At 62.5% G+C, this 23694-nt stretch carries 17 protein-coding genes; 9 read left to right on the forward strand and 8 right to left on the reverse strand.

Annotated elements, in window-relative coordinates; all coding sequences use genetic code 11:
- Positions 1-6: 6 nt before the first annotated feature.
- From EBQ26_RS10060 to EBQ26_RS10075, 5 genes are all read right to left on the reverse strand, one after another.
- The gene (locus EBQ26_RS10060) at positions 7-1179 is read right to left on the reverse strand and encodes a glycosyltransferase family 4 protein (protein ID WP_238944294.1); all 1173 of its coding nucleotides are present in this window, start codon (positions 1177-1179) and stop codon (positions 7-9) included.
- Between the two features lie 7 nt (positions 1180-1186).
- Positions 1187-2440: an ABC transporter ATP-binding protein gene (locus tag EBQ26_RS10065; RefSeq protein ID WP_122238893.1), complete on the reverse strand. Its 1254-nt coding sequence runs from the start codon at positions 2438-2440 to the stop codon at positions 1187-1189.
- Between the two features lie 13 nt (positions 2441-2453).
- Positions 2454-2624 carry a hypothetical protein gene (locus tag EBQ26_RS13030; protein ID WP_238944295.1) on the reverse strand — a complete coding sequence of 57 codons (171 nt, stop codon included), beginning with the start codon at positions 2622-2624 and terminating at the stop codon, positions 2454-2456.
- 160 nt (positions 2625-2784) lie between these two features.
- Entirely contained in the window at positions 2785-3558 is a 774-nt protein-coding gene (locus EBQ26_RS10070; protein ID WP_122238894.1) for an ABC transporter permease, read from the reverse strand.
- Positions 3555-5006, reverse strand: coding sequence for a glycosyltransferase family 4 protein (locus EBQ26_RS10075; RefSeq protein ID WP_122238895.1), 1452 nt, complete (start codon positions 5004-5006; stop codon positions 3555-3557). Before EBQ26_RS10075 ends, EBQ26_RS10070 begins: the two co-directional genes overlap by 4 nt.
- A gap of 262 nt (positions 5007-5268) precedes the next feature.
- Between EBQ26_RS10075 and EBQ26_RS10080 the strand changes: the two genes are divergently transcribed.
- From EBQ26_RS10080 to EBQ26_RS10090, 3 genes are all read left to right on the forward strand, one after another.
- Positions 5269-7002 carry a type I secretion system permease/ATPase gene (locus EBQ26_RS10080; protein ID WP_122238896.1) on the forward strand — a complete coding sequence of 578 codons (1734 nt, stop codon included), beginning with the start codon at positions 5269-5271 and terminating at the stop codon, positions 7000-7002.
- A gap of 65 nt (positions 7003-7067) precedes the next feature.
- Positions 7068-8480 (forward strand): HlyD family type I secretion periplasmic adaptor subunit, encoded by a 1413-nt coding sequence (locus EBQ26_RS10085; protein ID WP_122238897.1) that lies wholly within the window; start codon positions 7068-7070, stop codon positions 8478-8480.
- Between the two features lie 4 nt (positions 8481-8484).
- A complete protein-coding gene (locus EBQ26_RS10090) occupies positions 8485-10059 on the forward strand; it encodes a TolC family outer membrane protein (protein ID WP_122238898.1) in 1575 nt (524 codons plus the stop codon).
- Positions 10060-10398: 339 nt separating this feature from the next.
- Here the strand turns inward: EBQ26_RS10090 and EBQ26_RS10095 are convergent, their stop codons facing one another.
- The 3 genes from EBQ26_RS10095 to EBQ26_RS10105 form a co-directional block, all read right to left on the reverse strand.
- Positions 10399-11856: a DASS family sodium-coupled anion symporter gene (locus EBQ26_RS10095; protein WP_122238899.1), complete on the reverse strand. Its 1458-nt coding sequence runs from the start codon at positions 11854-11856 to the stop codon at positions 10399-10401.
- 401 nt (positions 11857-12257) lie between these two features.
- The gene (locus tag EBQ26_RS10100; protein ID WP_122238900.1) at positions 12258-14621 is read right to left on the reverse strand and encodes a cyanophycin synthetase family protein; all 2364 of its coding nucleotides are present in this window, start codon (positions 14619-14621) and stop codon (positions 12258-12260) included.
- Positions 14622-14767: 146 nt separating this feature from the next.
- Positions 14768-15691 (reverse strand): YicC/YloC family endoribonuclease, encoded by a 924-nt coding sequence (locus EBQ26_RS10105; RefSeq protein WP_122238901.1) that lies wholly within the window; start codon positions 15689-15691, stop codon positions 14768-14770.
- Positions 15692-15782: 91 nt separating this feature from the next.
- On the opposite strand from EBQ26_RS10105, the gene EBQ26_RS10110 reads away from it, so the two are divergent.
- The 6 genes from EBQ26_RS10110 (at position 15783) to EBQ26_RS10135 (ending at position 23570) form a co-directional block, all read left to right on the forward strand.
- Entirely contained in the window at positions 15783-16787 is a 1005-nt protein-coding gene (locus tag EBQ26_RS10110) for a serine/threonine protein kinase (RefSeq protein ID WP_122238902.1), read from the forward strand.
- 42 nt (positions 16788-16829) lie between these two features.
- A complete protein-coding gene (locus tag EBQ26_RS10115) occupies positions 16830-17702 on the forward strand; it encodes a PP2C family protein-serine/threonine phosphatase (protein WP_122238903.1) in 873 nt (290 codons plus the stop codon).
- Between the two features lie 138 nt (positions 17703-17840).
- On the forward strand, positions 17841-18806 hold the full coding sequence (locus EBQ26_RS10120; RefSeq protein ID WP_147474045.1) for a CobD/CbiB family protein: 966 nt from the start codon (positions 17841-17843) through the stop codon (positions 18804-18806).
- A 49-nt stretch (positions 18807-18855) separates the two neighbouring features.
- Positions 18856-19941 carry a histidinol-phosphate transaminase gene (gene hisC, locus EBQ26_RS10125; RefSeq protein WP_122238905.1) on the forward strand — a complete coding sequence of 362 codons (1086 nt, stop codon included), beginning with the start codon at positions 18856-18858 and terminating at the stop codon, positions 19939-19941.
- Positions 19942-20198: 257 nt separating this feature from the next.
- A complete protein-coding gene (gene bfr / locus EBQ26_RS10130; RefSeq protein WP_122238906.1) occupies positions 20199-20687 on the forward strand; it encodes a bacterioferritin in 489 nt (162 codons plus the stop codon).
- A gap of 240 nt (positions 20688-20927) precedes the next feature.
- Positions 20928-23570 carry a [protein-PII] uridylyltransferase gene (locus tag EBQ26_RS10135; RefSeq protein WP_122238907.1) on the forward strand — a complete coding sequence of 881 codons (2643 nt, stop codon included), beginning with the start codon at positions 20928-20930 and terminating at the stop codon, positions 23568-23570.
- Positions 23571-23694 lie beyond the last annotated feature (124 nt).

A 23694-nucleotide genomic window follows, 5' to 3' on the forward strand; every position in this document is an offset into this window, starting at 1 on the left:
TGATCCTCAGGAGAGGGGCAAGTCTGCCAGAGGGGCGCTGGTGGCTGGTGCGGCTGTGGCGGTGGGGCGCGTGGCGTCGCTCAAGGGCAGCAGGGCAGCGTGCAGTTGGCGGGCCACGTCCTCCCAGCGCCGCTGTGGGGCGGCGCCTGGTGGTGATTGAGGGGGCCAGGTCTGTAGCGCATGCTCCAGCGCTGTGGTGCTGGCGGGATCGAGGTACACCGGCCAGTTCTGGCCGGTTTCGCGCAGCACGGGGATGTCGGAGGCGATGACGGGGCAGCCGAGCATGGCCGCTTCCAGCACGGGTAGGCCAAAGCCTTCATCGCGCGAGAGGTAAATCAGGCTTTGCGCGTGGGTGTAGCAATAGGCCAGCTCGGGGTCGCTGAGGTTTTCCAGGTGGTGCAGTTTTTGCCCTAGTTGGGGGTGCTGGCGCAGCCGCTCTTGCAAGGCGTCGATCTTCCAGCCCAGCGCGCCGATAAAGACCAGCGAGGCGGGAAAGCCGCGCTGCCAGAGGCGCTCGAAGGCATCCAGAATGCGGCCATGTTGCTTGCGTGGCTCCAGTGTGGAGACGACCAGGTGGTAGGGCGTTGCAGGCAAGGCTTTGGGGCGGGGCAATGCAGGCGGGCGCGCCGGGCCGTTGCACAGCAGGAAATCCCCGCCGTGGGGCAGCACCTGAATGCGCGGGCAGGGGGCAGCGCCCGCGCCGCCCAGGTGCCGCGCCAGCCCCCGCGCCACTGTGGCGGAGGGGACGAACCATGCGTGCGCGCGCTCGGCCATGCAGGCCAGGTGGTGTGTGAACAAGGGTTGCAACTGGGGGCGAAACCACTGGGGCTGCTGCACGGGCAGCAAGTCGTGCACCATCGCCGCCAGGCGTGCGCCGCGGGCGAGGGCGGCATCCACGGCGGGCCAGGGATCGAGGTACCAGGAGGCATCGAACATCAACAGCGCATCGCCCGGCCCCGGGGCGATGGGGTGCGGGGGCAGGGCAGGCTGCGGCGCCAGGCCTTGCAATGGGTGGGGTGCCAGGCGCGGGTGGGCCAGCCATTGCGCGCCGTCAAACGATACGGCCAGTGCGGGCAGGCCCGCAGCGTCGCAGCCTGCCAGCAGGCTGCGCAGCACGCGCTGGATGCCGGTGTGCAAGCCCGATTGCAGCAGCCGGGTGACGTCGAAAAGCATGCGCATGGGAGGTTCAGGCGTGGCCGTCTGTGTAGGGAGGGGGGAGGGGAGCTGCAGGGGCCGTGGGGTCTGCGGGGGCAACGCTGAGTTGGGCATGCAGGCGGCAAATGCCGGAGAACAACGTGCCGCGCACGCCTGCGACTTCGAAGGTGGCGGCAGAGTCCCGCCAGTGGTAGCAGGCTTGCAGGTGGTTGACGTCTGAATGCAGGGCGGCGGTGATGGTGTATTTGCCGGGGGCGATGTCCAGATCGAAGTCAAAGCGCGCCTGCCAGCGCCCTGGCGCGGTGGGCAGGGTGACGCCGAGCAGGTGGGAGTTGGTGCCGAAAATGTCTTGCCCGAAGCGGTCGCGCAGCAAGATGCCCAGGGTCAGCTCGGGCAATGCTTCGGCCAGGGCGTAGTCCACGGTGATGGTGACGCGCTCGCCGCTGGAGACGGTGCTGGCGCGCGAGTCGTGGCCGGTGAGTGCGACTTCCAGCAGGCGCGCCTGGCCCGTGCCGTAATCGGCCTGACTGCCGCCTTCGGTTTGCACCATGGCGGCATTGCCTTCGCCCATGCGGGCCACGAGGTAGTTGTAGGCGTTGACCACGGGTTCAGGCTCGCCGATGTCCACCACGCGGCCGTGGTCCAGCAGCATGACCTGGTCGCACAGCATCTTGATGGCGTTGAGGTCGTGGCTGACCAGCACGATGCTGCCGCCCGCTTCACGGAACTGGCGGATGTGGCGAAAGCATTTTTGCTGGAAGTGGGCATCGCCCACGGCCAGCGCCTCATCGACCAGAAACGTGTCGGGCTGGGCGTGGATGGCGATGGCAAAGGCCAGCCGCATGACCATGCCCGAGGAGTAGGTCTTGAGCGGCTCGTGGATGAAAGGCCCCAGCTCGGAGAAGTCGATGATGGCCTGGCGGCGCTGGGCGATTTCGTCTGGCGACATGCCCAGCAGCAAGCCGTTGTTGTCGATGTTTTGATCGCCCGTGAGCTCGGCGTTGAAACCCGTGCCCAGCTCCAGCAAGCCGGTGATGCGGCCGCCGCGCTCGATCTGGCCCGTGTCGGTCAGCAGCACGCCGTTGAGGATTTTCAGCAGGGTGGATTTGCCCGCGCCGTTGTGGCCGATGATGCCCAGCGTTTTGCCGGCGGGCACTTCAAAGCTGACATCGTCCAGCGCCTGATGCACGTGGTGCATGGGGCGGCGCAGCAGGGCTTCGAGCAGGCGATCAGCCGGGCGGCGGTAGAGCCGAAAGCGTTTGCTGACGTGTTGCACGCGGATCATGCGCCAGCCCCTTTCATGGCAAGAAGGCCCGCGCGCTTTGCAGCGTCAGCACAGTGGCGAGGGTGATGCCCAGCAGCCACCACAGGCCAGGCATGGGCCAGCGCGCCAGGCGATGGCGTGCCAGCGCCAGGGCGGCCAGGGCGGCGGCGTTGATCAGCAAGGCGCTGAGCAAAAAAGCGATCATGGCAGGGGTTTTCCGTGTGCAAGGGGAGTAGGGGATAATTTTTACAAATCAATAGGAATAAAAACCATGCTGTTTCGGCATGGTGTGTATGAAATGGTTTTTACTTTGGTTGGTTTTTTGCTTGCTCTACCGAGGCGTGCCGGGGTGGCGCGGAGGGGGCTCACAGAAAATCGCGCACATCCTTTTCCATGCGTTTGACAAACACGTAGCCCAGCGCCAGTACGCCGCCAGCCAGCAAGGCTGTGATAGTCAAGGCGTTGTAGTCGGGCGTCAGGCCGGGCACGAACATGGCGTGGTAGGCGCTGATCAGCGGCGCCACCGGGTTGATGGCCAGCAGCAGCTTGTACAGCGCTGGCGGCAGGGCCTGGGGCGTCCAGACGATGGGGGTCAGCCAGAACCACAGTTGCACCAGGATGGCGGTGAACTCGCGCACGTCGCGCAAGAAAACATGGAGCACGGCCAGTATCAGCCCCAGGCCCAGCGCCAGCATTTGCTGGATCAGAAACACCCAGGGCAGCAGCAGCAATGCGGGCTTGACGGGTTGCTGGCTCACCAGCAAGAAGGCCAGGAACAAGCCCAGCGAAATCAGGAAGGTGATGCTTTCGGCCAGCACGATGAAAACGGGCAGCGTGGGCAGCGAGAGACCGCCGATTTTGCTGAGCACGCCTTTTTTGTCCTGAAAGACCGTGGCCGTGCGCGAGAGCGTGTTGGCAAAAGCCAGCCAAGGCAACATGCCCGCAATCAGATAGATGCTGTAGCCGTAAGCGTTGGTGTGCCCCGGCAGGCGCGCGCCCATGATCTGGCCAAAGATGACCACGAAGATGAACAGGGTGACGATGGGCTGCACGAATGCCCAGGCAAACCCCAGGGCCGAGCCTGCGTAGCGATCTACGATTTCCTGGCGGGCAAAATTCCAAAGCAGGGCGGGGTTCATGACTGGGCGCTCTCCGCGGCGGGCCGGGGCGATGCAGGCACAGCGGGCGCGCGGGCAGTGGGCGCGACTTCTTCCTTCAGCGCCGTCATGCCACGCAGGCATTCGTAGAGCATCTGGCTGCTTTGCTGCCAATCGATCCAGTGGTAGTCGGGATCGACCTTCAGGTGCGCAGGGATGCCACTGCGGTGGATGTCGCGCAGTTGCCGCGCCAGATCGTCCGGATTGGCCAGATCAAAGTAGCCAATGCGCTGGGCGCCGATCTCCCGGTGGATGGGGGTGTCACTCGCGAGCACGGGCAGGCCCTTGGCCAGACTTTCCACAATCGGCAGGCCAAAGCCCTCGGCCTGCGAGGGAAACAGCAGCATGTGCGCATGCCGGTAGCAGTAATCGAGCTCGTCGTCGCCCAGGTTGCTCCACAGGTGCAGGCGCTGGCGGCGCTGCGGATGGCTGTTGATGCGCGAGAGCAGGGCTTCGACCTTCCAGCCGATGCGCCCCACGATGACCAGGCCGACGTCCAGCCCTTCATCCCAAAGCCGGTCGAAAACATTGAGCAAATAGGCGTGGTTTTTGCGTGGCTCAATGGTGGAAACGATCAGGTAGTTGGGGCGCTCGCTCAGCGCTTGCATCAGCTCCGGGCGGATGGGGGTGGCCGGCGGCGTTTGCGTGGGGTCTTGCCCCTGGCGGGCGAAATCGGCGCCCAGCAGGAAGTGGCCGAAGCGTTTTTCTTGCGTACGCTCGCCAAACTGCTCGTTGATAAAACGCATCAGGTCGTCCTGCACGGTGCGGGAAATGCCGATGTAGCCGTCAATGTGGTCAAACGAATCGAAGAACCACTGCTTGAAAGCCACCACCAGGCCATCGTCGCAAAACTGGCTATGGGTGATGGGGATCAGGTCGTAGATGACGGCAATGACTTCGCCGCCGCGCTGGCGGAAGGCTTTGGCCGTGGGCCAGATGTCGCACGTCCACGTCGAATCCAGCAGCAACAGCACATCGCCAGGCCCGACGTTGTCCAGGGGCAGCGGCATGCTGGCAGGGGCTTGGACCTGGGGGCTGAACCAGGAGCGCACCCGGCGCACGGGATTGACGAGCGTGCGCATCACCAGGTAATTGAGGCCAAACTGGTGCAAGGGCGCATGCATGAACTGGCGCAGGCGCGGATGGTCGGCGCCCAGGGCGCAAACCAAATCCACCCCGGCGGCATAGACCCGTAACGCATAGCGGTAGAGGCGCTCACCCCAGCTCTGCTGCACGGGCGCGGCGGGTGTGGCCGGGTAGAGCGCTTGCGGGTCGATGCGCTCGAAACGCTTGCCGTCAATGCGCACGGCCATGGCGATTTCCGGATCATGGCCTTGGGCCAGGTTTTCGGCGACTTTTCGCACCACGCGCTGTATGCCGGTATTGAGGTGGGCGTTATCGGCAAGAAAAGAGCAGTCGATATAAAGCATGGTCCAAGATGCCTGAGAAGGGCGAGGCGGCCCGGATATGGACAAAAGCGAGCCGTTTGAGGTGCGGGAAATGCGTGGCCGCCAGCGAATGCATGGCAATGGGAGGGCGAAGGTGTTGAAGCATCGTGCTTGCTGCCACAACAAGCGCCAAAAAGGGCGCGAGCTTACCAGAGGAATTCGGGCTGCATGGCCCCTGTATGGCCCGCCAGGGGCGCGCGGCGAACCTTGCTAGAATCGCTCCCCCATCTCATTGGGCCAACGAATGACAGCACCTTCTTCTTCGACCCGCAGCGAACTGGCGCAAGCCATCTCGGGTCTCAAGCGATTCTTCTTCACGGCCGGCGTATTCAGCTTCTTCATCAATTTGTTGATGCTGGTGCCGGCCATCTACATGCTCCAGGTGTACGACCGCGTGCTGGCCAGCCGCAGCGAAACCACCTTGACCATGCTCACCATCATCATGCTGGGCTTGTTTGCCTTGATGGCGGTGTTGGAGTGGTTGCGCTCCCAACTGCTGGTGCAAGCGGGGCTGCGCATGGATGCAGACCTCAATCAGCGCGTGCTTTCGGCCAGTTTCCAGCAAAACCTGCGCCATAGCGGCTCCAACGCCGGGCAGGCCATGGCGGATTTGGTCTCCGTGCGCCAGTTTCTGACGGGCAATGGCCTTTTTGCTTTTTTCGATGCGCCGTGGACGCCGATTTTCATCTTCGTCATCTTCATGCTGCATCCCTTGCTGGGGGCGGTGTCGGTGGTGGCAGGGCTGATGCTGGTGGCGCTGACGTTTTTGACCGAGCGCATGACCCAGCGCCCGCTGGCAGAGGCTAACAGCGCCAACGTGGCGGCCAACCTGTATATCACCAACAGCTTGCGCAATGCGGAGGTGATCGAGGCGATGGGCATGTTCCCGGCGCTGCGCGCGCGCTGGTACGCCATGCACCGCAGAATGCTGGGGCTGCAAACTTTGGCCAGCGATCGCGCGGGCGGCATTTCGGCATTGACGCGTTTTGTGCGCATTTCTTTCCAATCGCTGATTCTGGGCGCTGGCGCTTTGCTGGTGATTGAAGATAAGAGCACGCCAGGCACGATGATTGCCGCCTCCATCTTGATGGGGCGCGCGTTGGCGCCCGTGGAGCTGCTGATTGGCAACTGGAAAAACTTTGTCGGCGCACGCGCTTCCTACCGCCGGCTGGAAAAGATGCTCAAAGCCTTTCCTGCCGCGCCCGAACGCATGAGCTTGCCTGCGCCCAAAGGCCATTACGCGCTTGAGAATGTGGTGGCGGGCGCTCCCGGCAGCACGACGCCGATTCTGCGTGGTATCAACATCACCATCCCCGCCGGTTCCGTTGTGGGCGTGATCGGCCCATCGGGATCGGGCAAATCGACGCTGGCGCGCCTGCTGGTAGGCGTATGGGCCGCTGGCGCAGGCGTGGTGCGCCTGGATGGGGCGGATATTTTTGCCTGGGACAAGACAGAGCTGGGCCCCCACATGGGCTATTTGCCGCAAGACGTGGAACTGTTTGACGGCACCGTGGCGGAAAACATTTCTCGCTTTGGCGAAGTGGATGCGCAAGCCGTGGTGCGCGCGGCCCAGCGCGCTGGCGTACACGAAATGATCTTGCGCTTGCCCCAGGGCTATGACACGCCTATCGGCGCAGGCGGCAGTGTGCTGTCTGGCGGGCAGCGGCAGCGCATTGGCCTGGCGCGCGCCATTTACGGCGACCCCTCCGTGGTTGTGCTTGATGAGCCAAACTCCAACCTGGATGACGTTGGCGAGGCCGCATTGGTCAACGCGATCACTCAGCTCAAGCGCGAAGGCAAAACGGTGATTGTGATCACCCATCGCACCAGCGTGCTTTCGGCTGTGGATTTGCTGCTGGTGATGCGCGAAGGCATGGTGCAGCTTTTCGGGCCGCGCAATGAGGTATTGGCCGCCTTGGCCAGCGCCAACCAGCAAGGGGCGGGGCAACAGCCCGCACGCCAGGCAACGCCAGCCTGAGCGCGTTCGCCTTTCTCATCTTCCCTTCGGACATCTGCGCCCGCAGGCGCCAGGACAGGCTTTTCATGCAAAAAACCACCGAATCCGAAATCGGCTCCGCCACGGAGCTGAGCGGGAGCGCCCCTGCTCCCGCCGCTGCAACCACCCGGCAGGAAAAAAAACTGGAGCAGGCGCTCGCCAAGACGGACCTTTCTGGCAACCCTTCGCGCCCGCTGCGGCGCGGTTTGCTGCTGTTGCTGCTGGGCTTGGGCGGCTTTTTGCTTTGGGCGGCGATGGCGCCCATGGATGAGGGCGTGCCCGCGCCGGGCACGATTGTGATCGAGTCGCAACGCAAACCCATTCAGCACTTGAGCGGGGGTATTGTCAGCAGCGTTCACGTGCATGAGGCCCAGCGCGTCAAGCAAGGCGATGTGCTGCTGGAAATCGACGACACCACCCTGCAGGCCGAACTCAGCGGCGTGCGCGCCCAGTACTACCAGGCGCTGGCTTTGAGCGCGCGTTTGCGGGCCGAGCGCGATCGCCTGCCCGATATCGTCTTCCCCCAGGAGCTCAAGGACGCCGCGCAGCAAGACCCCGAAGCGCAGCAGCACATGGATTTGCAGCGCCGCCTGCGCGCCAGCCGCAGCGCCGCCTTGCAATCCGAGCTGCGCTCTATCGATGAAGGCATTGCCTCGCTGAACTCCCAGCGCAATGGTTTGCAGGCCAGGCTAAAAGGGCGTCTGGCGCAGCAAAAGCTGCTGCAAGAACAGCTCCAGGGCAGTAAAGACCTGACGCAGGAAGGCTATTTGCCGCGCAATCGCTTGTTGCAAGAGCAGCGTGAGGCGGCCGACATCGCCTCTCAAATTGCCGACCTGGAGGCCAGCATTGCCGCCAACCAAAGCTCGGTGGCTGAACTGCGCTTTCGCCGCAAGGCCCGGGAACAAGACGATTTGCAGCGCATTGATGCCCAACTGGCGGAAGTGGGGCGGGAGCTGCCCGTATTGCTGGAGCGCCTGAACGCGCTCAAGACCCACCTTGGGCGTGCGCGCATCCTCTCGCCGGTGGATGGCAACGTCGTGGGCCTGCAAGTGCAGTCCGTGGGCGCCGTCATTGCGCCCGGCGCCAAGATCATGGACATCGTGCCCGACAACGAAAAGCTGGTGCTGGATGTCCATATCCAGCCGCATTTGGTGGACCGCGTGCACCCGGGCATGCTGGCCGATGTGCGCTTTCACGCCTTTCAGGACATGCCGCAATACACCGTGCAGGGGCGGCTCATCTCCATCTCCGCCGACAGGCTGACCGATCCCATGACGGCAATGCCCTATTTCCTGGGCCGCCTGGAGCTTTTGCCTGAAACCATGAGCCACCTCAAAACCAAGGAGCTGGTGCCGGGCATGTCGGCCGAAGCCGTCATCAAAACGGGCGAGCGCAGCTTGCTGGAATACCTGGTGCAGCCGCTGATGCGCCGCATGTTCACGGCCATGACGGAGCATTGAAATCATGAGTCGATTGCATTTTTCTCCCGCATTGAGGCGCAAGGCGTTGGCCGCCGTGGCCATTCAAACCTGTTTGCTGGCAGGCGCACAGGCGCAACACTGGGGCTTTGGCGATGAGCCGCAATGGGATGTACCCGCCGCCGCGCCTGAGCAAATGCCCGCGCCCGCATCCGCATCCTCATCCGCACAACCTGCAACAGAGCTTGCGCGCGCCCTGCGCTGGCCGGTGATGCTCGGCGGCAAGCCCGTGCAGCCCCCTGCACCCCAGGCGCCTGCGCAACTGCCTGAAGTATTGGGCTTTCGGCAAGCGCTTGAGCGCGCCTTGATCGCCGAAAGCGGCTACCGCGCCCAGCAAGCCGAACATGCGGCCACGCGCGAGGAGATTCCCCGCGCGCGCGCAGCCTTGCTGCCCAACGTATCGGCCTCGGGCATACGCTACGACAACAACGCCTACGTCACCCAAACAGTGGCGCGCGAGAACGACTACATCAGCAAAAACTACACCCTGACCTTGCGCCAGCCACTGCTCAACCAATCGCGCTGGGTGCAGTACCGCCAGGCCCAGGTGCGTGTGGACCACTCCGGCAAGCGGCTGGAGGCAGAACGTCAGAGGCTGATTTTGCAAATCGCTCAGGCCTATCTGAACTGCCTGTATGCCGACGCCGTAGCCCAATTCGCCCAGGCTGAAGTCACGGCGCTGGAGGGGATGCTGGCGTCCGTCAAGCGTGGCCACGAAGCGGGCGAAACCACCTTGACCGACATCTACGATGCCGAAGCGCGGCTGGACGACGCCAAAGTCAAGCAGATAGAGGCGGGCAACAGCCTGGATGCCGCACGCAGAGTGCTGGAAACGGCGCTGGGCCATCCCGTCAAAGCCATTCAAGGCATCGCCCAGGACAGCCTGACCCTGGCGCCCTTCGAATCGCAGATCGCGCAATGGCAGCAAGAGGCGGTCGAAGCCAATGCGGAAGTCGCCGCCGCGCGCCTGGCCTTGAGCCTGGCCGGCAAAGAAGTGCAGTTGCAGCGTGCGGGCCACCTGCCGACGCTGGACTTGATTGCCCAGCGCCAGCTTTCGCAAAGCGACACCATCAGCACCCTTGGCACCCGCACGCGCAACACCATGTGGGGCGTGCAGTTGAATGTGCCTCTCTACAGCGGCGGCTATGTCAACGCCTCGACGCGCCAGGCCGCTTCGCGCCTGACGGCGGCACAGGCCAAGCTCGATGCCGCAGCCGAACAAGTGCGCTTGCACAGCAGCAGCGCGGCGGAAAAGGTGCATGCCAGCATGGATCGCATCCGCGCCCTCGAGCGCGCCGAGCACTCCGCCGCCGCCTCGTTGAATGGCACTGAAAAAGGGCTGAAGGCGGGCACGCGCAGCTTCATCGACATCCTCAACGCGCGCAAGCAATTGTTTGAAGTGCGCTTGCGCCGCGCGCAGGCCAATACCGACTTTGTGCTGAGCCTGATCGATTTGATGGCCGTGTCGGGCCAGTTGGATGGCCACAACCTGCAAGCCATCGACGGCTTTTTCTCGCCCGCCGACGTTCTCGAGCTGGGCGCGCACCGGCCAGCTTCCTGATCGGTCTTGTTTTTGCATATCAAAAAGAAATAAAAACCAGTTGTTTCGGCTTGATGGGTATGGATTTGATTTTCTTTTGATTTGAATTTCAGGCATAGCTTGCATGCAGTAAGCCAAAAGGCAAAAAAGCGACAAGGGCAAAGAGCGGCTGCCAGCTCTTTGCCCTTTTCTTTTCATATTTTTCTATCAAAGGAAAACAAGGATTTTGACCATCATGCCGAAACATGGAGTTTTTGTTTCTGTTTGACTGGATATATGGGCGTTGAGGCTGTAGCAGACCCATAACATCACGCGTGTGCTGGGGGGTGCCAGCAGCGCTGTGCTGGCACGTATGGCCTGTCACCAATACCCCAGCACCTTCCACCAGGCGCTGCCGACGACGACCCAGACGATGACGAGCACCACGCTCATCACAAAGCCGGCTTTCCACCACTCGCCCAGCGTGGTGTAGCCCGAGCCGAAGATCACGGGCGAGGTGCCGGTGGCGTAGTGTGTGAGGGTCATCATGATGTTGGAGGCGGCGGCCATCATCAGCGCGAAGGGCAGGGCGGGCGCGCCCAGGGCCAGGCCGGCACCGTAGAAGGCGGCGAACATGGCGGTGATGTGCGCCGTGGTGCTGGCGAACATGTAGTGCGCGTACAGATACACCAGCATCAGCAGCGCGCTGGCGCTCACCCAGCCCAGGCCCAGGTGGCCGATGCCGCTTTCCATGGTTTTGGCGAACCAGCCGATCAGGCCCAGCTTGTTCAAAAAGCTGGCCATCATCACCAGCGCGCCGAACCAGACGATGGTGTCCCAGGCGCTTTTTTCCTTGATCACGTCGTCCCAGGTGAGCACGCCGGTGATCAGGCACAGCGACAGGCCGATGAAGGCGGTGGTGGTGGCGTTCACGGCGGCGGCCTTGCCGAAGATCATGGCGGGCACGCCGGCCCACAGCAGCAGCAGCACGCCGAACACGCCCAGCATGATCCATTCGCCCCGGCTGATGGGGCCCATTTCCTTCAGGCGCTCGCTGGCGAACTGCGCGGCGTTGGGCGTGCTCTTGATCTCGGGCGGGTACAGCCAGTAGAGCACCAGTGGCATCAGCGCCAGCGCCACCAGGCCCGGCAGCAGCATGGCCAGCGCCCAGGTGCCCCAGGAGAGCGAAATCTGCGCGCCCGTGGCCTTGGCGATCAAATCCACCACCAGCGGGTTGGGCGCGGTGGCGGTGATGAACATGGCGGAGGTGATGGGGTTGGCGTGGTAGTTGGTCAGCGCCAGATAGCGGCCCATGCGGCCTTGCGTGCCTTTTTCGGGGTCGGAGTCGTAGCTGCCCGCAATCGCGCGCATGATGGGGTGGATGATGCCGCCGCCGCGCGCGGTGTTGCTGGGGGTGACGGGCGCCAGGATCAGTTCCGACAGCGCCAGCGAGTAGGCGATGCCAATCGTCTTCTTGCCCCACACGGCGATGAACAAATAGCCGATGCGCGCGCCCAGCCCGGTTTTGATGATGCCGCGCGAGATCATGATGGAGATGCCGATGAGCCAGATCAGCGGGTTGGAGAAGCTGCTGAGCGCATCGGCAATGGCGCCGCCGGGCTTGTCGTTGGTGACGCCGGTCACGGCCACCAGCGCCACGGCGATGATGGACAGCGCGCCAATGGGCATGGCCTTGCCGATGATGGCGGCGATGGCGCCCACGAACAGGGCCAGCAGGTGCCAGGCGTTGGGCGTGACACCCTCGGGCACAGGAATGCCGAACCAGATGAGTAAGCCCAGCGCCAGGGCAATGGCAGCGGGTATTGGTTTAAAGCCCATGTTCTCTCCTTTCGCAAACGGGACCAATCCGCGCTCATGGTGCCGCAGGCCCTGCGCTGATGTGTTGACATAGCGCAAAAGCCGTGGCGCTATTGGTTGCAGGATTGGTCGCAGGGTTGGAGAGAGTGCGCGCCGCTGCCCTGGAGAGCGCTTACCCCACTGTCCCAACCTTTGCCAACTTTCTTGCGCAAGCGGGAGAGGGGCTGGCGAAGTGTTATGGCCGCCAAAGGCGCAGATGCGGCATGTTTTTTTATCAATCAATGAGCAAAAAAATATGCCATTTATGGTATGTTATATATGGTTTTGATTTTACTTTGATTGATAAATTGGGTGATCTGCGTGCCTGCTGCCCTCCGCCCTTGCGCAACGGGGGGGCGGAGGGTGCATCGCAGGCTCTCACGCTATGACGGGCGGTGTGCGCTGGGCAGGCGGGGATCGAAGGTGCGGATGCCTGCGCCGATGAGTTCCGGGGCGATGCCCATCGTCCAGGCGATGGCGGCGGCGGCCAGCAGTTGGGCCGGTTGCAAGCCCAGGGTGGCGGCGTGGTCGCGCAGGGCTTGCCAGCCTTCGATGCGTTGGCAGCCTGCGTCGCAGTGCAGCTCGATGGCGTCGTGGCGGGGGAGCACCCAGCGCGCCGCCATGGGTTCTGTGTGGGCGTCAGCGCCTTCGCCCTCGTCTGCGGCGTTGGCAGCGTGTTCGGTTTGTGCAGCTTGTTGGGCGAGCTGGGCCTGCTCGGCTTTCCAGCGGTTGTAGGTGGCTTCGTCGCTGGCGTAGAACACCACGCCGCCGTCGCTGAGGGGGGCCAGTGCTGCGACTTGCGGATCGTCGGCGTTGAGAATGGCCTGGCCGCTGGGCAGCACAACGTCCACCTGGGTGCGCAGCACGCGCGTCATCTGGGCTTTTTCCTGGATGTCGTAATCGCCCAATTCATCATGGCCTTGCATGTCGCAGACGACGCCGATGTGGCATCGGTCGTAGGAAAGGCCTTCGACCAGGATGCTGCGGGGGCTGTTTTCGATGACGGCGACCTGGATTTGCTGGTTCATCAGCAGGCGGTTGCCCGCCTCCCAGTGGTCGCTGGGGCGGCGGTCCACCCATCGTTTGTCCAGAAAAATGCCTTGGCGGCAGGCTACGCCGGTGTGCTTGCCGCTGAGGTGCAGCATCCAGGCGGTCAGGCGGGCAATGCCGGTCGTGCCGTGCCGCCCGGAGATGCCGATGATGGGGATGCGCCCGCAAAGGTCTGGCCCTTCCTGCACGGAGGGGGTGGGGAACAGGTGCTCCACAATGGCCTGGCCGACGGGCTGGGGGGAGCCGAATGCGGGTTTGAGGTGCATGAGCAGGCCGGGGCCAGCGTTGACTTCAATGACGGCGCCGCCTTGTTCGGCCAGGGGGCGGGAAATGTCTTGCGCCATCACATCCACGCCCGCGATATCCAGCCCGACGATCTTGGCTGCCAGTGCGGCGGCTTGGGCGGTTTCAGGGTGAACGTGATCGGTGCAATCGACAACGACGGTGCTGCTGCGCTGGACCATGACGAGCTTGCCGCTGGCGGGCACGCTGTCGGGGCTGAGGTCTTGCGCCTTGAGTTCGTGCAGGATGTCGGGCTGTTGCACGTCCAAAGGTTGCAGGCGAAAGCCCGCATGGGCCACTTCTTCCACTGAACCGGTGGGGGCGGCGGAGGTGGCGCGTGGCTGGGCGCTGGCCTTGGCGTCGCTTGGGTTCTGGCGGCGTGGGTCGCTATTGATTTGGCGCTGCACCAGCTCTGCGACGGTGGAGGAGCCATCGCCGGTGATGCGCAGCGATTCGCTACGGGCAGCGGCGACGACTTGGCCGCCCACTACCAGCAGCCGATGCTCGTTGCCCGGCACCATGCGCTCGACCATGACTTCGTATCCATGCGGCTGGGCGGCTTGCCAGGCCATGCGCACGTCTTCTTCGGTGTTGAGGTTGACGAAAACACCACGGTTGCGTGAAGCATCGGTGGGTTTGACGACGACGGGCATGCCAATGTCCTGCGCGGCTTGCCAGGCCTCATCGGGGGTGTCGGCGATTTGCCATTCGGGCACGGGCACGCCGCAGATCTGGATCAGCGTCTTGGTCATGTCCTTGTCGTTGGCGATGCCTTCGGCAATGGCGCTGGTGTTGCTGGTTTCGGTCGTCCAGATGCGTTTTTGGGCGCAGCCATAGCCCAGTTGCACGAGGTTGCCGTCGTTGAGGCGGAAGGCCGGAATGCGGCGCTCGAAGGCGGCATCGACGATGGCGGCGGTGCTGGGGCCAAGGTAGCGCTCCTCAATCACGCTGCGGATGGCAGCCACGGCGGCGGCCACCTCAAAAGGCTGGTCGTTGATGGCGGCCATGATGAGGCGGTGCCCTTCACGCAGCGCAGCGCGGGCGACTTGCTCATCCTTGGCGCGAAATACCATGCGGTACACCCCGGTTTGGGAAGTGCTGCGCGTTTGGCCGAAGGCTGTGGGCATGCCGGCGAGGTTGAGCAGCTCGATGATGATGTGCTCCAGGATATGGCCGGGCCAGGTGCCTTCGTCCAGGCGCATGAGAAAGCCGCCGCGCTCGCCCACGCCGCAATGGTGCTCAATCAGGCCGGGCAGCCAGGCTTTGAGGCGATCGCCAAAGCCCGGGATTTTGTTGGAGGGGTAATCCTCCAGCTCCCCCAAATCCAGCCAGACCTCCAGCACTTCACGATAGGTCCAGATGCTGGGCCCGCGCAGGTAATTGATGCGCAGCAGGGCGATATCTTTGAATGGCATGGCAAGAAAGATGGAATGGCTTGGTGGGATGAAAAGGCTTGCGCGCAGCGCAAATGCCCGCTTTGAGGGCTGACGCCGCAGGGCTTGTCGAGAAAAACCTGCGCCCGCCCATCAACGGGTGTGCGCGGCAATGGGCTGACGTGTGCTTATTCGATGTTTTGCACTTGCTCGCGCATTTGCTCAATCAGCACTTTCATGTCCATGCTGATGCGGCTGAGCTGCAACAAGGCTGATTTGCTGCCCAAAGTATTGGCTTCGCGATGCAGTTCCTGGATCAAGAAATCCAGCCGCTTGCCGATGGGATAGGGGGCTTGGGCCGGGGCGCTTTTTTGCAGCAGTTGGTCGATTTCATCCAAATGCGCGTTCAGCCTGGCCAGCTCTTCGGCAATATCGATGCGGATGGCAAAGGCGGTGGCTTCGGCAATGGCTTTGGGCTCAAGATCTTTGGGGTCGATGGGCGTGCCGGGCGTGGCCGTTTGCGCTGCTTGCAGGGCTTCTTGCCAGCGCTCCAGAAATTTGCAGCGTTGTTGCTCGACCAGTTCCGGAATGAGCGGCCCCGCTTTTTGCGCCAGCGCTTTGATTTGCTCGATTTTTTCGCGCAGGACGAGCACCAGGCGTTGGCCTTCGCTTTGGCGTGCGCTTTTCAAGGCGGCTATGGCTTGCAGCAAGGCTTGCTCCATGGCTGGCGTCCACTCCAGCGCTTCGTCGCCTCGGCGGGTTTGCTGCAATTGCAAGACTTCGGCGACGGAGAGTGCGCGCGCATCGGGAAACCAGGTCTTGATCAAGTCCTGGCTCGCAGCCAGTTTTTGCAAGGCTGCGGCGTTGAGGCTGTGCGCCGAATCGTTGGCGTCGCGCTCAATGGTCAGGCGCACTTCGACTTTGCCGCGGCCCAATTGTTCGGTGAAGATTTGGCGCAGACGGGCTTCATGGGGCTTGAAGCTGTCGGGCACTTTGAAAATCAAATCCAGAAAACGGCTGTTGACCGAGCGCAGCTCCACGCCCAGCACCAGCGCGCAATCGGCGATATGGCTTTGCACGCTGGCATAACCTGTCATGCTGTAAACTGCCATGGCAATCTGTATCTTTCTCTTTTGTCGTATTTCACTTGTTGTCACTTGCGGCCTTGAGAGGCGCAAGTAACTATTATCTCTGGCATCCCGGATGTCCAATTCAGCTAACGCAGCGAATGCGCCCAAACCCAAACCAGCACCGCTGCCGACGAATACGGTGGTGGGCGGTTATCGCTTGGTGCATCGGATTTCTTCCGGGGGGTTTGGCGTGGTCTATCTGGCGCTTGACCCAAACGGCCATGCGGTTGCAGTGAAGGAGTATCTGCCAAGCTCCCTGGTGACGCGCGAGCCTGGTCAGTTGGTGCCCCAGATTGCGCCTGAAAAGCTCTCGCTTTACCGCCTTGGGCTGAAAAGCTTTTTCGAGGAAGGGCGCTCGCTGGCGCAGATTTCACACGACTCGGTCGTGAGCGTGCTGAATTTCTTTCGCGAGAATGAAACGGTTTACATGGTGATGAACCACCTGGAAGGCTCAACCTTGCAGGAGTTCATTGTGACGGCGCGAAACCCCGACAGCCGCAAGGTGTTCCGCGAATCGACCATCCGCTCCTTGTTTGATGAAATCCTGCGCGGCCTGCGCATCGTGCACCAGCACAAGATGCTGCATCTGGATATCAAGCCGGCCAATATTTTCATTACGGACGACGACAAGGCCGTGCTGATTGATTTTGGCGCCGCCCGCGAAGTGCTCTCCAAAGAGGGGAACTTTGTGCGCCCCATGTATACCCCCGGCTTTGCCGCGCCGGAGATGTACAAGCGCGATGGCTCGCTGGGGCCGTGGACGGACATTTATGCCATCGGCGCCTGTATTTACGCCTGCATGCTTGGGGTACCGCCTAACGATGTGCCCCAGCGCAATGAGAAAGATCGCTTGGCGCTGTCGCTCAAGCGGGTGCGCAATATTTACTCCGATAATCTGATTCAGGTGGTTGAGTGGTGCATGGCTCTGGATCCGCTGGCGCGCCCCCAATCGGTGTTTGCTTTGCAAAAAGAGTTAGCTCGCGAAGCCGAGTTGCGCTACAGCAAAATGAGCATGGCAGAAAAAATGCGTATGCAGATCAGCTCGCTGGTCGCAGGGAATAAGAAAGAAGCTGGCTAACGCCCGGGGGTAGGGCGATGCCGACCCATCCATCCATTGACAATGAAATTTTCCGTATTCCAAACCAGCCACCAGGGCGGTCGCGCCAAAAACGAAGACCGCATGGGCTATTGCCATACCCCAGAAGCCGCCTTGTTCGTGTTGGCCGATGGGATGGGCGGGCATCCTGAAGGGGAGACGGCTGCGCAAATTGCCTTGCAAACCATGGCGGCGCTGTTCAAGAAGCAGGCACTGCCGGTTCTGGATGATGTGGGGCACTTCCTCGAATCGGGCTTGCTGATGGCCCATCGCCAGATTCTGCGCTATGCCATCGACAAAGGCATGCCTGATTCGCCACGCACCACGTTGGTTGCAGCGGTGGTGCAAAACGGGGAAATCCAATGGATTCACTGCGGGGATTCGCGCCTGTATCTGACCCGCAACATGGCACTTTTGACGCGCACGCGCGACCATTCCTATGCCGAGCTGCGCGAATCGGTGCTGACCAAGGTTGGCGAGCTCAACCGCAACGTGTTGTTCACCTGCCTGGGCTCGCCCGCGCGGCCCATCTATGACCTCAGCAGCCCTGAAACCCTGAACATGGGGGATCGGATTTTGTTGTGCTCGGATGGTCTATGGGGGCCGCTGCGCGATGAGGATATCGTCGAGCGCCTCACCCAAGGTGAGGTTGAGAGTGTTGGGCCCGCGTTGGTGGAGTACGCCTATAAAAAAGCGGGCAAAGGCAGCGACAACATCACCGCCATCATGGTCGATTGGCAGGAAGAAGCCTTTGCCAAGACGGAGCGCGCCCCCTTGAGCGACGATTTTGCCGACTCGGAAGACTTCACCACCACCATTTCCGGTGACTTGCTCAACGATGACGATATTGAGCGTAGCCTGGACGCCATCAACAAGGCCTTGCGCAGAGAGCAGTAGTTGCGCTAAAGGCTTTCGTTCGCCGTGATGGCCGCGCAGGCGTGCAGCAGCCAACGGCTTGAGAGACAGGTTGGGTATTTTTGGCATATGGTTGTCCTAGCTCTTTTCACCGCGTTGGCGTTGGATCAATTCAGGCCCTTGCGTGCGCACCACCGTTTTTATGGCCTGCTGCGCGCAGCGGCGCATCGCATCCGCCGCTTGTTCGATGCCGATGTGCCCTCGCAGGCCTGGTTGGTTTGGGTGCTGACGGTTGCGGCCCCTGCGCTGCTGTCTTGGGGGGTGTTTGCGTTGCTGGATGCGTGGCTGGGCGGCTTCTGGGCTTTCCTTTGGATGGTGCTGTTGCTGTATGCCGCGATCGACTTCCGCGCCTTTGGCCTGCACTTCACCCAAGTGCGCAACGCCTTTGGCACAGGCGATGTGCAGCGCGCCCAAGCCGCGCTGCAACGGTGGTCGGCAGAGTTTGGCGACGCTTGCGAATGCCATCTCAGCGCCAGCTCGCCAGTGCAGCGCTCGCCGCTGCAACTGCAAGCCTGTGCCGTGCGCCTGTCCGTGTTGCATATGCACCGCTGCGTCTTCGGGGTATTCACCGCTTTTTTGCTGCTCGCCTTTCTGGGCTTTGGCCCCTTGGGCGCGGTGCTGTTCAGGCTCAGCGGCTACGTGCAGCGCTGGCATGAAGATGCCGCGCGCCAGGCGCTGTCGCAACGGGCCAGCCCTGCACTGGCGGCCGCGGCCCAACAGGCGTGGCAGGTGGTGAACTGGTTGCCTGCCAGGGTGACGATGCTGATGTTTGCTGCCGTAGGCCGCTTTGATGAGGCGGTGAGTGCATGGCGCGCTGTCGCCGCACAGGGAGGCGACAGCGATGCGCTGGTGATGGCCACCGCAGTGGCCGCCATGGGCCAATCGCCTGCCATGCCGCCCGCCATGCGAGCGGCCACGCTGCAAGGCGGGCCACACCAGTTGCTGGATGCGCAGCCACCCTTCCATGAGGAAGACAGCGAGCATGCCGCCGCCGCACTGCACGCGCTGGCGGGCATGATTTGGCGCACGCTGGTGCTGTGGGCGTTGCTGTGGCTGGTCATTGGCCTCATTGGCGCAGTGTCCTGATCCTGTGCCCAGCGGTTTTTTTCTACCCTTTTCCCTTTCGAGCAAAAGCATGCATTACTGGAGTGATGGCCTGGAGCAGTTAGAGCCTTACGTGCCGGGCGAGCAGCCCCGTGTGGCGGGCCTCATCAAACTCAACACCAACGAAAACCCCTATGGCCCGGCCCCTGAGGCGGTGCAGGCCATGGCGCAGGTGGCCCAGCAGGGCTTGCAGCTTTACCCTGACCCTGCTTCGCAGGCGTTGTGCGAGGCCGTTGCGCGCCACCATGCGAAGCAGGGCATTGACAGTGCGCAAGTGTTTGCGGGCAATGGCTCGGACGAAGTGCTGGCCCATGCCTTCCGCGCCTTCTTCGTGCGCGCTGGCCGTTCCCTGCTCATGCCCGACATCAGCTACAGCTTTTACGAGGTCTATGCCCGCCTGTTTGGCATCCCCGCCCGGCAGGTGCCGCTGCGCGCAGACTGGCGCATTGGCGTGGAGGATTACCTGGCCGTCGATCCCGCCCAATGTGCGGGCGTGGTCATCGCCAACCCCAACGCGCCCACGGGCATGGCGCTGTCGCTGGCGGACATCGAGCGCTTGCTGGAGCACTTCACGCAGCAAGTGGTGCTGATCGACGAAGCCTATGTGGATTTCGGCGCCGAATCGGCCCTGGCGCTGGTGCAGCGCTATCCCCAGCTTCTGGTGGTGCACACCCTCTCCAAATCCCGCGCGCTGGCAGGCCTGCGCGTGGGGCTGGCGTTTGGGCAAGCCGGGCTGATCGACGGCTTGCGCCGCGTCAAGGACAGTTTCAACTCCTACCCCCTGGGCCGTCTGGCGCAAGCCGGGGCGCAGGCTGCCTACGAGCACCACGCCTATTACGAGCGCACCATCGGCCAAGTCGTGGCCAGCCGCGAGGCGCTGGCGCAAGCGCTGCAACAGCGGGGGTTTGAGGTGCTGCCCTCCAAAGCCAACTTCCTGTTCGTGCGCCATCCGCAGCATGCCGGGGCCGACTTGCACGCCCAATTGCGCGAGCGCCGCGTGCTGGTGCGCCACTTTCGCAAGCCGCGCCTGCAAGACTTTTTGCGCATCACCATTGGCACGCCGCAACAGTGCCAGGCCCTGCTGCATGCGCTGGACGCCTGCTTGCAGCAGAGCTGAGCCAGTAGCGCGGCTTGGAAATGGAATTAATCTCACGCGCAACCAAACCGCATCTGTGGGGGCTTGCGCGCCAGCGCTTGGGTTTGAGGGGCGAGCTGGCCGACAATGGCGGCCGTTTCTTTTTCGGGGCTGTAAAATTTTACCAATCAAAGGAAATGAAACAATGCTGTTTCGGCATGATGTGATTGATGTATATTTTCCTTTGATTGGTTGATTTGCTTGATGTTTTGCCGCCCCATGACCAATGCGAGAACCCCATGAACGCTGAACCCCAAGTCATGCACCATTTGCAGGCCCCGCTCAAACTCCTGCTGACCCACATCAACCAGACCTTTGTGCATTACCGCATGCTCAAGCATTGGGGGCTGGATGTGCTGGGCAAGGCCGAATACAAAGCCTCCATCAAGGCGATGAAGGAGTGCGACGATTTGATGGAGCGGATTTTTCTCCTCGATGGCCTGCCCAATTTGCAAGATCTGGGCAAGCTGCGCATTGGCGAGGATGTGCCGGAAATTCTCGAATGCGATTTGGCCCTGGAGCAAGAGCTGCAAACCACGCTCAAGGCGGGCGTGGCGCATTGCGAGAGCGTGCACGATTTCGTCTCGCGCGAGCTGCTCGAGGGTTTGCTCGATGAGGCCGAGGAGCGCATCGATTTTCTGGAAACCCAATTGGGCTTGATCGAGCAAATGGGCCTGCAAAACTACCAGCAGGCGCAAATGAGCGAAATGGGCGAATCAGGCCATTGACTTGGGCCATTGATTTGGGGCATTGATAGCCCACGCCATGCGGCCAGGCCAGCCAGGCGCGGCGGTTTGCGCAGCCCGCGCGCCTGGTTTTCATTTTCCACATAAGGAAAATTTGCTTTATGCATGTCATGCCGAAAAATGGCATTTTTATTGCCTATTGAATGGTAAAAAAGGGGCGATCCAGCGCTCTGGGGTTACACTCTCGCCCTTTTTGCTGTCCAGCCCTGCGCTTGCCCCGCCATGATCGACTCTGCCGCCGCCCCTACGCCGCTGCCCGCCTTGCCTGCTTTGCGCGCGCATTACCAGCAGCAGAAAAAAGCCATCGTCGATAGCCTGCTCCAACCCGGGCGCCCGCGCAGGCGCATCCAGTCACTGCTGCGCCTGCTGGCCGAGCACACCGACAAACTGCTGCGCCAGCTCTGGCAGCAGGCCGATTTGCCGGGCGATTTGGCGCTGCTGGCGGTGGGCGGTTATGGGCGCAATGGCTTGTTCCCCGCTTCGGATGTGGACGTGATGCTGTTGCTGCCAGCCGGGCACCGCATCGATGAAGGCAGCGTGCTGCAAGCGCAGATTGAGCAGTTCGTCAGCAGTTGCTGGGATGTGGGGCTGGAGATCGGCTTCAGCGTGCGCACGCAGCCTGAGGCGCTGGCGATGGCGCAAAGCGACATCACGGTGCAAACCACCATGCTGGAATCGCGCTGGGTCGCTGGCGACAAGGCGTTGGCCGAGTCGTTTGCCGGGCACTTTCGCCGCAGCCTGGATGGGCTGGCCTTCTTCCGCGCCAAGATGCTGGAGATGCGCCAGCGCCACGCCAAATACGAGCACACGCCCTATGCGCTGGAGCCTAACTGCAAAGAATCGCCCGGTGGCCTGCGCGATTTGCACATCATCATGTGGATGGCGCGCGCGGCGGGGCTGGGCAGCAGTTGGGATGCGCTGGCCGCTAGCGGCGTGGCCACGGCGCTGGAGGCGCGCCGACTGGCCGCGTGCGAGGCCGAGCTAAGCCTGATCCGCGCGCGCTTGCATGCCGTCTCGGGCCGCCATGAGGACCGGCTCATCTTTGATTTGCAAACGGCGGTGGCCCAGCTGTTTGGCTTTCAGACGGGCAAAGGCATGCGCGCCAGCGAGCGACTGATGCGCCAGTACTACTGGTGCGCCAAGGCGGTGACGCAGCTCAATCAGATTTTGCTGCTCAATATCGAGGAGCGCCTGGACCCGCACGCCGGGCAGATGCGGCCCATCAATGCGCGGTTTTTCGACAAGGGCGGAATGATCGAAGTGGCGCAGGACGATTTGTACGAGCGCCAGCCCCATGCGATTTTGGAAACCTTCTTGCTCTACCAAAGCCAGCCCAGCCTGAAGGATCTCTCCGCGCGCACCCTGCGCGCGCTCTACAACTCACGCCATGTGATGGACAGCGCTTTTCGCCACGACAGCGCCAATCGCCGCATGTTCATGCAAATTCTCCAGCAGCCCGAGGGCATCACCCACGCGCTGCGGCTGATGAACCGCACCTCCGTGCTGGGGCGGTATTTGTGGGATTTCCGGCGCATCGTGGGGCAGATGCAGCACGACTTGTTCCACGTTTACACCGTCGATCAGCACATCCTCATGGTGGTGCGCAACATGCGGCGCTTCTTCATCGCCGAGCACGCGCACGAATACCCCTACTGCTCCACATTGGCGGCAGGCTGGGACAAGCCCTGGATCCTGTACCTGGCCGCCTTGCTGCACGACATCGGCAAAGGGCGCGGGGGCGATCACTCCGAAATCGGTGCGCGCATTGCCAAGCGCTTTTGCCAATCCCACGGCGTGGCCCGCGCCGATGCCGATTTGGTGATCTTTCTGGTGCGCCAGCATTTGCTCATGAGCCAAGTGGCGCAAAAGCAGGATTTGAGCGATCCGGATGTGATCGCCGCCTTTGCGCAAAAAGTGGGCAGCGAGCGCTATCTCACCGCGCTGTACCTGCTCACCGTGGCCGACATCCGTGGCACCAGCCCCAAAGTCTGGAATGCCTGGAAAGGCAAGCTGCTCGAAGACCTGTACCGCGCCACTGCACGTTTGCTCGGTGGCAGCCAGCCCGATCCGCAAGCGCAGACGGAAATGCACAAAAGTCAGGCCCGCGCCCTGCTGCAACACGACGCCGCGTGCGAAGGCCAGCCTTGGCAGGCCTGCCTGCAAGCCTTCTGGCAACGGCTGAATTCGGGCTACTTCATGCGTCACAGCGCCGATGAGCTGGCCTGGCATGCGCGCCATCTGGCGGCGCTGCCCCCGCCCAGTGCGCAGGCGCCGCACCCGCCCATTGTGCTGGCGCGCCAATCGGCGCTGGGCGAGGGGTTGCAAGTGGCGATTTACGCCTCCGACCGTGCCGACCTGTTTGCCCGCATCGTCAGCTATTTCGATCAGGCCGAATACGAAATTCTGGATGCGCGCATTCACACCACCAGCGATGGCTACGCGCTGGATACCTTCCAGGTGGCGCTGCAATACACCGACGATGCACAGGCACAGGCCCGATCTGTGGAGCGCGACTTGGCGCAGGCCTTGCAAGGCCCGGCGTTGTGCCAGCCGCTGCCCCAACCGCGCGCGCGCCGGGTTTCGCGTCGGGCGCGGCATTTCCCCGTGCCCGTGCGCATTCGGCTGGAGCCAGACGACAAGGCCGAGCACTGGCTGCTGTCGGTGTCGGCGGCCGATCGCCTGGGCCTGCTGTACGACATCGCCTGGACTTTGGCCCAGCACCGGCTCAGCGTGCATCTGGCCAAAATCGCCACGCTGGGCGAGCGCGCGGAAGACAGCTTTCTGATCCAGGGCGAGCTGCTGCGCAGCCTGAATGGCCAGCGCTTGCTGGAGCAGCAATTGAGCCAGCGCTGCCAGGCGGCTTGACCTGGCCTGGCACCGCTGGCAGGCCTGTTCCAACCTGCCTGCCAGCGGGCAGGGCAGACAAGCGAAAGAAATGTAACATTTATTTAAATCAATGAGTTGGCCGTTATTTTTCGAGCGGAAAGTG

It is taken from the genome of Allofranklinella schreckenbergeri, from assembly GCF_003703475.1.
In the GTDB taxonomy this organism is placed as follows: domain Bacteria; phylum Pseudomonadota; class Gammaproteobacteria; order Burkholderiales; family Burkholderiaceae_C; genus Lampropedia; species Lampropedia schreckenbergeri.